12 protein-coding genes are annotated in these 9,715 nt (G+C 64.4%); 3 read left to right on the top strand and 9 right to left on the bottom strand.

From position 1 onward, the window contains the following. Positions 1-483 precede the first annotated feature (483 nt). Positions 484-1,077, bottom strand: a complete 594-nt coding sequence (locus U9J41_RS28125; protein WP_322405478.1) for a CHRD domain-containing protein — start codon at positions 1,075-1,077, stop codon at positions 484-486. A 172-nt stretch (positions 1,078-1,249) separates the two neighbouring features. Between U9J41_RS28125 and U9J41_RS28120 the strand changes: the two genes are divergently transcribed. Next, positions 1,250-2,221: a hypothetical protein gene (locus tag U9J41_RS28120; protein ID WP_322405477.1), complete on the top strand. Its 972-nt coding sequence runs from the start codon at positions 1,250-1,252 to the stop codon at positions 2,219-2,221. A gap of 10 nt (positions 2,222-2,231) precedes the next feature. On the opposite strand, the gene arsH is transcribed toward U9J41_RS28120, so the two are convergent. Genes arsH through U9J41_RS28100 form a run of 4 tightly spaced genes read right to left on the bottom strand, consistent with a single transcriptional unit; the run spans position 2,232 to position 5,058 of the window. Continuing rightward, entirely contained in the window at positions 2,232-2,948 is a 717-nt protein-coding gene (gene arsH, locus U9J41_RS28115) for an arsenical resistance protein ArsH (protein ID WP_322405476.1), read from the bottom strand. Between the two features lie 19 nt (positions 2,949-2,967). After that, the gene (locus tag U9J41_RS28110) at positions 2,968-4,248 is read right to left on the bottom strand and encodes an arsenic transporter (RefSeq protein WP_322405475.1); all 1,281 of its coding nucleotides are present in this window, start codon (positions 4,246-4,248) and stop codon (positions 2,968-2,970) included. Next, on the bottom strand, positions 4,248-4,727 hold the full coding sequence (locus U9J41_RS28105; RefSeq protein WP_322405474.1) for an arsenate reductase ArsC: 480 nt from the start codon (positions 4,725-4,727) through the stop codon (positions 4,248-4,250). Before U9J41_RS28105 ends, U9J41_RS28110 begins: the two co-directional genes overlap by 1 nt. Before the next feature lie 19 nt (positions 4,728-4,746). Then, positions 4,747-5,058, bottom strand: coding sequence for an ArsR/SmtB family transcription factor (locus U9J41_RS28100; protein ID WP_322405473.1), 312 nt, complete (start codon positions 5,056-5,058; stop codon positions 4,747-4,749). Positions 5,059-5,293: 235 nt separating this feature from the next. Here U9J41_RS28100 and U9J41_RS28095 point away from each other — a divergent pair, with 235 nt between their 5' ends. Together U9J41_RS28095 and cdiI are read left to right on the top strand one after the other, a co-directional pair. Further along, a complete protein-coding gene (locus tag U9J41_RS28095) occupies positions 5,294-5,692 on the top strand; it encodes a hypothetical protein (RefSeq protein ID WP_322405472.1) in 399 nt (132 codons plus the stop codon). 207 nt (positions 5,693-5,899) lie between these two features. Beyond that, positions 5,900-6,250, top strand: a complete 351-nt coding sequence (gene cdiI / locus U9J41_RS28090) for a ribonuclease toxin immunity protein CdiI (RefSeq protein WP_322405471.1) — start codon at positions 5,900-5,902, stop codon at positions 6,248-6,250. A 691-nt stretch (positions 6,251-6,941) separates the two neighbouring features. Here cdiI and U9J41_RS28085 read toward each other — a convergent pair. From U9J41_RS28085 to U9J41_RS28070, 4 genes are all read right to left on the bottom strand, one after another. Next, positions 6,942-7,442, bottom strand: coding sequence for an arsinothricin resistance N-acetyltransferase ArsN1 family B (locus U9J41_RS28085; RefSeq protein ID WP_322405481.1), 501 nt, complete (start codon positions 7,440-7,442; stop codon positions 6,942-6,944). Positions 7,443-7,693: 251 nt separating this feature from the next. Further along, positions 7,694-8,143 (bottom strand): nuclear transport factor 2 family protein, encoded by a 450-nt coding sequence (locus U9J41_RS28080; RefSeq protein WP_322405470.1) that lies wholly within the window; start codon positions 8,141-8,143, stop codon positions 7,694-7,696. Next, a complete protein-coding gene (locus tag U9J41_RS28075) occupies positions 8,140-8,583 on the bottom strand; it encodes a GlcG/HbpS family heme-binding protein (RefSeq protein WP_322405469.1) in 444 nt (147 codons plus the stop codon). Before U9J41_RS28075 ends, U9J41_RS28080 begins: the two co-directional genes overlap by 4 nt. Positions 8,584-8,642: 59 nt before the next feature. Continuing rightward, positions 8,643-9,653 (bottom strand): zinc-binding alcohol dehydrogenase family protein, encoded by a 1,011-nt coding sequence (locus U9J41_RS28070; RefSeq protein ID WP_322405468.1) that lies wholly within the window; start codon positions 9,651-9,653, stop codon positions 8,643-8,645. Between the last annotated feature and the right edge of the window lie 62 nt (positions 9,654-9,715).

The following is a 9,715-nucleotide window of genomic DNA, read 5'->3' as shown; positions in this document are numbered from 1 at the left end:
GATCAGTTCTTCGATGCCAGCCTTCGTATTCGATAACGATTTGGACTTCAACTTGTCGTTCGTACTGTTGAGCAGCATGCAGTCCAGTTTTTTCTTCGAAACGTCTACGCCAAGATAAAACATTACTCTTCCTCGTGTTATTGATTTCCCTAATCCACTCCACACTCGCCTTGTACATGCAGGGTCAGCGCCCTCGGATACCGTCCAGTGTTCAGCAATGGGGTGGGAGAGGTGAAGGGCTTAATCTACACTCGAAGGTCGATGCCTTAAGGGTGGGCACAAGCTGGTCTTCACCTCAGCTGATGGTAGCTAACCATCAACTCTATCAAGATACAAGGGTGGGCATTTGAGGCCGGGGGCCTCAAATGAAACGTGCCCACGCGCCGATCGTTGGCGCCAGCCGGTTCGTGCACGAACACGAAACCGTCAGGTATCACCGCGTGGGCGGAGGCCCGCCCACCCTACGAAAACGCGGGCGGCCGGTCACGCCGCCGGCCGCCTCCGGCTCACCCACATCAGCCCGGCCAGGCCCACCGCCAGCATCGCCCACTCGGCCGTCTCCGGCACGGGCGCGGCCACCAGCCAGCCGCGGATCTCCCCGTTCGGATACGCGGTCGTGTGGATGTTGACGTAGGCTTCGTTGGCGTCGATGCCGTCGATGAGGGCCGAGGCGGCGCCCTGGACCGTGCCGCCGTGCGCCTTCACGAAGGCGGGATCGTAGGACGCCTCGTCACCGAGCGCGATGGCATTGCTGTAGGTGCCCGCGGTGACGCCCAGGGGAAAGTCCTGGAACGGCACCGCCACCGGCGCGGTGCCCGTGAAGGCCGTGCTGGTGCAGCAATGGACGTGCGCCCCGGTGGTGGTGCCGTCCAGGTCGCGGAACGGCATGTCGACGAGCATCTGCTTGCCGTTCAGGTCGATCGTCACGAGGCTGGAGCCGGGCGAGGCGTCGGGCGGGCTTTCCAGCGCGCCGCTGGCGACCGCCCGGTAGGTCGGGTCGTTCGGCGCGGCGCCGGCGGGCAGGGCGATGTCGGCGGCAGCCGCCGCCAGTGCGAGGACGGACAGAACACGTTTCATGGATTACCTCCTGTTGAACAAGGGTCCTGCGGCGCACCCCGTCCTGGGGTGCTGTCCCAAACCTAGCACCGCTGGCTTGCGTCTTCGCACACGGTACGGCTGAGATAGTGCTTTCGAGCGACTGAAAATCGGAAACCTTGGCACAATCGCAAAAAAACAACCCGACACGACCATGCGACTCCCCAAGCGACTCCTCTGTTCCGCCTTGCTGCTGGCCGCCGCCGGCGCGGCCCAGGCGCAGGACGCCTCCCTGCTGGCCGGCGCGATGCGTGTCGACAAGGACCACGGCGACGCCTCGTTCGCCGTCAACGTCGGCTACACCCAGCGCCTGACGCCATACTTTGCGCTGAGCGCCGACTACCTGAACGAAGGCCATCCGAGGCTGCACCACCGCGACGGCCTCGGCGCCCAGGCGTGGCTGCATACCCGCGTGCCGCAGCGCGGCTGGTCGTTCGGCGCCGGCTTCGGCCCCTACTATTATTTCGACACGACGACGGGCAACGGCTCGCTGAGCGATTACCGCAACGAGCACGGCTGGGGTGAGCTGATGAGCGTGGATGCGATCTACCACCTGCATTCGCATGCGTACGTGGAGGCGCGGCTGTCGCATACGCACGGCATCCCCGACCGCGACACCACCCAGCTGATGGTCGGCATGGGCTACGAGCTGGGCACCGTGCCGAACTGGGAGCGCAAGGAAAACGCCGACAAGGGCGACGAGACGATCATGCTGCTGGGCGGCCGCTCCATCGTGAACAGCTTTAAATCGGAAAAGGCGACGGCGGCCGCGGTCGAGTACCGCCGCACGGTCAACCCGAACGTCGAATGGAGCGTCATCCTGATGGACGAGGGCAAGGTGGGCGTGGCCGAGCGCATCGGCGTATCGAGCCAGATCTGGCTGCTGCGCCCGTTCACGGAACGCACCGTGCTGGAGATGGGCTTCGGCGCCTACGGCGTGCGCGACCAGCTCGACCGCACCGACGCCGAAGCCGAGCGCGTCACGCGCCTCACCGGGCTGGCGTCGATCGGCATGCGCTACCGCATCAACGACATCTGGCGCGCGCAACTCACGTGGAACCGCGTGATCACCGACTACCACCGCGACTCGGACGTGTTCCTGCTGGGCGCCGGCGTCGTGTTCTGAGCGGCGCGCGTTACAGCTTGACGATCTGCCGGTCGATGGCCTTGCGCGCGCGTTCGCTGCGTTCGCTGTAACGGTCGATCAGGTACTCCGTGCGGCCGCGCGTGAGCAGCGTGAACTTGAATAATTCTTCCATCACGTCGACGACGCGGTCGTAGTAGGCGGACGCGCGCATGCGGCCGGCGTCGTCGAATTCCTTGTACGCCATCGGCACCGACGACTGGTTCGGGATCGTGAACATGCGCATCCAGCGTCCCAGCAGGCGCAGCGTGTTGACCACGTTGAACGACTGCGAGCCGCCGCAGACCTGCATCACGGCGAGCGTGCGCCCCTGGCTGGGGCGCACGCCCCCCTGGTCCAGCGGGATCCAGTCGATCTGGTTCTTCATGACGGCCGTGACCGCGCCGTGGCGCTCCGGACTGCACCACACCTGGCCCTCGGACCACAGGGACAGCGCGCGCAGCTCGGCCACTTTCGGATGCGTCTCGGGCACGCTGCCGGCCATCGGCAGTTCGGCCGGATCGAAGATCTTCACCTCGGCGCCGAAGTGTTCGAGGATGCGCGCCGCCTCGAAGGTCAGGAAGCGGCTGAACGAGCGTTCGCGCAGCGAGCCGTACAGCATCAGGATGCGCGGCGGATGATCGAGGTCGCCGACCGGTTCCAGCTTGGCGGCGGTCGGCAGGTCGAGGCGTTCGGGATCGATGTTGGGCAGGTCGGGGAGCTTGTTCATGGTCGTCTTTTTGGATGCGTCAGGACAGCCGCAGCGCCAGCGCGGCCAGGGTGAGGAACAGGATCGGCAGGGTCAGCACGACGCCGGTGCGGAAGTACTGGCCCCAGGAGATGCGGATGCCTTTGTCCGCCAGCACGTGCAGCCAGAGCAGGGTGGCCAGGCTGCCGATCGGCGTGATCTTGGGACCGAGGTCGCAGCCGATCACGTTGGCGTACACCATCGCGTCGTGCACGGCGCCGCCGGCCGGGACGGCGTCGATCGCGAGCGCGCCGACCAGCACCGTCGGCATATTGTTCATGACCGACGACAGCAGCGCGGTCGTGAACCCCGTGCCCAGCGCCGCGCCCCAGGTGCCGTGCGCCGCGCCGCGCGCCAGCAGCGCCGTCAGGGAGTCGGTGAGGCCGGCGTTGCGCAGGCCGTAGACCACGAGGTACATCCCGAGCGAGAACACGACGACCTGCCACGGCGCGCCCTTCAGCACGGCGCGCGTGGCAATGACGTGGCCGCGCGCCGCCACGGCCAGCAGCACGACGGCGCCCATCGCGGCGACCGCGCTGATCGGCACGCCGAGGCGCTCCAGCCAGAAGAAGCCGGCCAGCAGCAGCGCCAGCACGTACCAGCCGGCGATGAACGTGGCGCGGTCGCGGATCGCGTCCCGCGGGCGCTTGAGCTGGGCGAGATCGTAGGTCGCGGGCAGGTCGCGGCCGTAGAACGCGACGAGCGCGGCGAGCGTCGCCGCCACCGCGACGACGTCCACCGGCACCATCACGGCCGCATAGCGCGCGAAGCCGATGCCGAAATAATCGGCGGACACGATGTTGACGAGGTTCGACACCACGAGCGGCAGGCTGGACGTGTCGGCGATGAAGCCGGCCGCCATCACGCAGGCGAGCGTCGCGCGCGGCGGGAAGCGCAGCGCGGCCAGCATCGCGATCACGATCGGCGTGAGGATCAGCGCCGCGCCATCGTTGGCGAACAGCGCCGCGACGGCCGCGCCGAGCAGCACCAGCAGCACGAACAGGCGCCGCCCGTTGCCGCCGCCCCAGCGCGCGACGTGCAGCGCGGCCCACTCGAAGAAGCCGGCCGCGTCGAGCAGCAGGCTGATGACGATGATCGCGACGAACGCGCCGGTGGCGTTCCAGACGATGTGCCAGACGACGGGAATGTCGGCGACCTGGATCACGCCCGCGAGCAGGGCGACGGCGGCGCCGGCGGCGGCGCTCCAGCCGATGCCCATGCCGCGCGGCTGCCAGATCACGAGGACCAGCGTGCCGAGGAAGATGAGGAGGGCCTGCAGCATCACGCGTCGATGCCGCCGATGCGGTCGAGCGCCGCCTTGAACGCGGCGCGGTCGCCCGCCAGGCGGTCGAGCGGCAGCGCCAGGAACGCTTCGATGCGCGCGCGCAGGATCGCGTAGGCCCGCTCGAACGCGGCGTCGATTTCTGGTTCGGTGCCGGTCACGTGGCTCGGATCGTCCACGCCCCAGTGCGTGCGCAGCACGGGGCCAAGGTAGGCCGGACACGTCTCGCCGGCGGCGCTGGCGCACACGGTGACGACGATGTCGGGCGTCACGGGCAGGCCGTCCCACGACTTGCTGAAACAGCCGTCGGTCGGAACGCCCTTGGCGGCCAGCAGCGCGAGCGCGCGTTCGTTCAGCTTGCCGGTGGGCTGGCTCCCGGCACTGATGGCATGCCAGCCGGCGGGCGCCAGGTGGTTGAAGACGGCTTCGCTGATCAGGGAGCGGCAGGAGTTGCCGGTGCAGAGGAAGAGTACGTTCATGAGCGGATGAAAGAATGGTTCAGGCGCCGCACGCGGGGCCGCAGGATTGGCCGTCGCAGCAGTTCTCGGTGAGGAAACCGACCAGGGCGTTCATCGTGTCGAAGCGCGCGGCGTAGATGACGAAGCGGCCGTCCTGGCGCGGCACGACGAGATGCGCGTGCGTCAGTTCCTTGAGGTGGAACGACAGCGAGGAGGCGGGCAGGCCGAGCTTTTCCGCGATCCTGCTTGCGGCGAGTCCGTCCGGGCCGGCCTGCACGAGCAGGCGGTAGGTGGCCAGCCGCGATTCCTGGGCGAGCGCGGCGAGCGCCGTGATGGCATCTTTGTTTTCCATATTTCCAGTATAGTCGAAATGTTGGTGCGCAAACAAGCGTGTTCTGTCGGGTGACACGAAAAGTGGAAAATGTGCCAAGTTAGTGAAAAACTGCTGACGAAGTTAGTGAAAAATCGGCTTAGTGAGAGGTTTTGTTGCGACAAGTGCAATGCCTGCGTACACTCGACGAAAGGCCGCTTGCGGCCAAAACCGGTCGCTCGCGGCTCAGCTTCAACGTTAGATAGCTCGGAGCATTATGGAACCCTCACTGATCGAATCCGCTTGGCCAAATTCTCTTCGCTGGTTTTTAACCCAAGGTTTGACCAGCTTTACGCCTTGGCACTTTATGCAAACGCCGGACGAGATGGCGTTCGCAGCCAATGCGTTCCGGCGTGAGGACGTAAGTAACGGCGAGGTGTTTGTATTTGCTCGGCGTCAGGATTGCGACGACTTTGCTGGCCTTGAGCTGGTTGGCGGGCGGGTCACCGAAAAGGTCGTGTACTTCCATCCTGTATTTAGTGATAGCTCCAAGGGCTCCCCGAGAACTTGGAACATTGTCATCACAACTTATGAAGATGTCTTTGAGTTTGTCGCACAGCGCGTTGTGCCGGACATGAAGGACTGGGCACTAACGGAGGACGCTCGAGATCTATAAGTGCGTTCCCCTGAAACTCGTCCAAGTCGCTGCGCGGCTTGACCCAGGATTAACTCGCCAATTGATGCGCTCGTAAGTCCGCTTAGGTCGGTTGCGGCCGGTCGTGACACTCCGCGGCTTTTCCTCGACGGCAACCTGCTATGCTGAGGTCAATGGCCGGGTTCGGCCAACAGCGGTCATTCAGTACCGCCTGACGAGAGAGTAAGCGTGAACAAAGTCCCTTTCCCTGTTGCAGATTGGCGTAACGATCCACATTGGATGGTCAAGAGTTTTTTTAACAACGTGTGCGAACAGCGAGCGCTCGTTAAGGCCCTCGACATCATTACGCGGAGAGACACATACGCATACAACGAGGAATACTGCGCCTTTCCTGACCCCGACGATCCAGACCCCAGACTGCATTTTGATGGCATAGCATTTGGCGTGTCTGATGAAGAAGTGGTCATTACCGAAGTCGAGTTCTGGCGATACGTTCAGCAAGCAGGCCTTTTCTGGATCGAACACAACAAGGCCGATGCTGATGAAGTTAGGCGGGTTTTGCTTCGCGTGCCAGGTTGAGCTGGGCGGGAATGTCCGGTATGGGTCGGTTCCGGCCGGTCGTGACCGTTCGTGACTTTTTCGCTTCAGCAACCTGCTATGCTGAGCTGAACGGCCGAGTTCGGTCACAACCGGCCTTTGGCCTGAGCGATCTATGACTGGGAAAATATGAAGAGACTAGCTTTAATAGGTGGATCCCTACTGTTTCTCTCCGGCTGCTATACCGTGAACAACGAGCGATTTGCAAACGATGTGCGCGCCCTCGTACAACCTGGCATGGAGATGTCGTTAGCGATCGGAAAACTTGAAAGCAATGGCTTCGCATGTGATCCACACAGCTCAGCTCCGGCCATCACATGCGTAAAAACACGGCAAAACTTGTTGCCGTACACATGCATTGAACGAGTAAATCTGACTCCATCACAAGCGCCGATGACGCTGGATCGCGTTGATACGCCGCCGATTGCGTGTGCGGGTTTTTGAAGTCAAAACCGTTTGACGACAACGGCTACTTCCGGTCGTTAGAAGCCTGTCGATACGTCCCGCCAGGCCATCGGAATTTTTCAGTATTTAAGGCGCATCAGCCGGAAATTTTCAATTTGTACGTCACCTTGCTATGCCCGAGATGACAGAGATAGTGAAAAAGGCCTTTGCAATCAGTACCCGACTTTTCACTTACTGCGTCATCCGACAGTTCTGGTTCGAAGGACTGTCAGGCGAGCTTGCGTTCCCAGTAGCCCACGTCGACCCATCTCCCGAACTTCTTGCCGACTTCCGAGAAGTGCGCGACCTTGCGGAAGCCAAGCGCCTCGTGCAGCCCGGCGCTGGCATCGTTCGGCAGCGCGATGCCGCCGATGACGACGTGCAGCTCGCGTGCGCGCAGGGCATCGAGCAGGGCGCCGTACAGCATCCGCCCGAAACCGCGGCCGGAGAACGCGCGGTCGAGATAGACCGTGCTTTCGACGGCGTGCCGGTACGCGGGCCGCACGCGCCATTTGGTGGCGTAGGCATAGCCGGCGAGCTCGCCGTCGACGTCCAGCACCAGCCACGGCAGGCCGGCGGCGCCGACGTCGGCGATGCGTTGCGCCATCTCCGGTGCGCCGACCGGCTCTTCCTCGAAGCTGATGGTCGTCGTCGTGACGTAGTGGTTGTAGATGGCGCAGATGCGGGCGGCGTCAAGGGGTGTGGCGGGGCGGATGTGGGTGGTGGGCATGGGCGTCGTCGAAGAGGTGGCGTCGACGATGGTGGGGCGGGGGCGGGCGGTTGTCAAGATCGCGGTGTGTCCTGATTCCGGCCAGGCCTGTTCGAGCGTTGCCTCCACTGCGCGACACCGTTCAAATGCACCCCGGCCTCATCTGCCGTTCCAGGCGCTTCATCGCCCAACCCCTGCCATATGGTCAATGCACCTTCGACGGCAAAAATCGGGCGACTGCCTGGCACTGTGTTGCCACCTCGCCCACGGTCTCAGTAAGACAGCTGGATGTGTCGCAGGTGCCAGCTACCGTTGTCGCTGGTCCAAACCATCGTGAACGGCGCCCGCAGCGCATCGGACGGCTTGTCCTTCGGGCCGACCGAGCCAAGACGTACGCCCGTCACGACCGCAGTGCTTCCGAAGCGTTGCACGTTCACGTCTTCGGCGCGCAGCTTGATGACCGCATCCGAATTGAACAGCGCCTCGAATGCCGCGGGCTTCAGGACGTGAACCGTAGGTGCCGACGGGTCGATCTCGGTGAATCCGGCCGCAGGGATGTAGCGCAGGACGCCAGCCAGGTCCCGCGCAGTCATGCGCGCATACAAGTCGACGGTGGCGGAAGCGACATCGCGATCAGCGGCCGCCCTGCCCGCCGTCGAGGCCGCCAGTGCCGCCGCGGTCAGCACGACGCCGGCGGCGCGCCGCGCGATGGTTGCGCTCATTTGGCCACCTCGAAGCCGGCGGCCGTGAGCGCAGCGACAGCCACGTCGTGGTCTTGCTGGGCATTGCCGCCAGAGATGCCGATGCCACCGACCACACGACCGCCCACCACGATGGGAACGCCGCCGCCCACCGGCATGACACGCGGATGGTTGGCCAGCGGCGCCGTCGCCGGCTGAGCGACGACCTGGTTCCAGATCATTGTGTCCAGACCGAAGGAGGCGGCCGTCCAAGCCTTGTTGACGGCTACTTCGGCGGCCAGGAACGGCGTCGCGTCGGCACGCTCGAAGGCGATCAGGTGGCCGCCTTCGTCGGTGACCGCAATGGCCAGATTCAGGCCGGTCTTGGTGGCCGCGTCGCGCGCGGCGACGGCCAGCGCCAGCGCGCTGTCGCGCGTGATGGAAGCCTTGGTCTGGACTTGGGTAGCGTGGTGTTGAGACATGATGAGTTCCTTTGAAATGAAGTTATGCGTTTGAGTGCTGGTATGCGGTGCGCCCGAAATCAAAAGCCTTCAAGCACGATCTTGCCCACGGCCTTGCCGCTTTCGATCAGCGCATGGGCAAGGGTCAGGTTTTCGGCGTTGATGCGGCCGAACACGGCGTTGGCGGTCGTCCTGACGCGGCCGGCATCGACGAGTTCAGCCACGCGCCCCAGCAGAATGCCTTGCTCGTGCATGTCAGGCGTCTCGAACATCGAGCGCGTGAACATCAGCTCCCAATGCAGCGACAACGACTTGTTCTTGAGCGCGATCGGGTCCAACCCTTCCATGTCATCGATGACGGCCAGCGCGCCCTGCGGCTTCAGGCTCTGGATGATCTCCTGGTAGTGCGTGCCGGTCTGCGTGAGCGAGGCCACGTAGTCCACTTGCTCGATGCCGGCCGAGCGCAGCGCCTGCGACAGCGGCATGGCGTGATCGATGACCGCGTGCGCACCCAGCTCCAGGCACCATTCGCGCGACTCCGGACGCGACGCCGTGGCAATCACGCGCAGCTTGGTCAGCTGCCGGGCCAGCTGGATCAGGATCGAGCCCACGCCGCCGGCGCCGCCCACGACCAGCAGCGTCTGGCCTTCGCCACCGCCCTGGGCAATGCGCAGCCGGTCGAACAGCAGCTCCCACGCGGTGATGGCCGTCAGCGGCAACGCCGCGGCTTGCGCATCCGAAAGCGACCTGGGCGCCCTGGAGACGATGCGCGCGTCCACCGCATGCAGCTCGCTGTTGGCGCCCGGGCGCCTGATCGAACCGGCGTACCAGACGCGGTCACCGACCGCGAAGCCGGCGGCCTGCGCGCCGACGGCCTCGACCACGCCGACGGCGTCCCAGCCGAGCACCTTGCGTTCGCCGGCGGCCGGCGCGCTGGCGGCGCGCACCTTGGTGTCGACCGGATTGACCGAGACCGCGTGCACGCGCACCAGCAGGTCACGCGCACCGGGCACCGGAGCGGGCAGTTCCACGTCCTCGAGCGCCTTTGGCGCATTGATGGGCAAGTTCTTTTGATAAGCAACAGCTTTCATGGCACTTTCCTTTCTTGGCTTAAGTGATGTCGATGAAAGGTAATATAGGTAAAATAGCTGCG

The sequence above is a fragment of the Massilia luteola genome, assembly GCF_034420155.1.
Taxonomy (GTDB): Bacteria; Pseudomonadota; Gammaproteobacteria; order Burkholderiales; family Burkholderiaceae_D; genus Telluria; species Telluria luteola.
Note: the sequence above shows the minus strand (reverse complement) of the source record. Positions and strands in the feature narration are given on the sequence as shown.

What these genes read in the sequence shown, in the direction of transcription:
- U9J41_RS28085 (WP_322405481.1), bottom strand. Translation starts at nt 7,442, where the DNA reads ATGCCCACCACCCACATCCGCCCCGCCACACCCCTTGACGCCGCCCGC.
- U9J41_RS28110 (WP_322405475.1), bottom strand. Translation starts at nt 4,248, where the DNA reads ATGCTGCAGGCCCTCCTCATCTTCCTCGGCACGCTGGTCCTCGTGATC.
- U9J41_RS28105 (WP_322405474.1), bottom strand. Translation starts at nt 4,727, where the DNA reads ATGAACGTACTCTTCCTCTGCACCGGCAACTCCTGCCGCTCCCTGATC.
- arsH (WP_322405476.1), bottom strand. Translation starts at nt 2,948, where the DNA reads ATGAACAAGCTCCCCGACCTGCCCAACATCGATCCCGAACGCCTCGAC.
- U9J41_RS28075 (WP_322405469.1), bottom strand. Translation starts at nt 8,583, where the DNA reads ATGTCTCAACACCACGCTACCCAAGTCCAGACCAAGGCTTCCATCACG.
- U9J41_RS28125 (WP_322405478.1), bottom strand. Translation starts at nt 1,077, where the DNA reads ATGAAACGTGTTCTGTCCGTCCTCGCACTGGCGGCGGCTGCCGCCGAC.
- U9J41_RS28100 (WP_322405473.1), bottom strand. Translation starts at nt 5,058, where the DNA reads ATGGAAAACAAAGATGCCATCACGGCGCTCGCCGCGCTCGCCCAGGAA.
- U9J41_RS28120 (WP_322405477.1), top strand. Translation starts at nt 1,250, where the DNA reads ATGCGACTCCCCAAGCGACTCCTCTGTTCCGCCTTGCTGCTGGCCGCC.
- U9J41_RS28095 (WP_322405472.1), top strand. Translation starts at nt 5,294, where the DNA reads ATGGAACCCTCACTGATCGAATCCGCTTGGCCAAATTCTCTTCGCTGG.
- U9J41_RS28080 (WP_322405470.1), bottom strand. Translation starts at nt 8,143, where the DNA reads ATGAGCGCAACCATCGCGCGGCGCGCCGCCGGCGTCGTGCTGACCGCG.
- U9J41_RS28070 (WP_322405468.1), bottom strand. Translation starts at nt 9,653, where the DNA reads ATGAAAGCTGTTGCTTATCAAAAGAACTTGCCCATCAATGCGCCAAAG.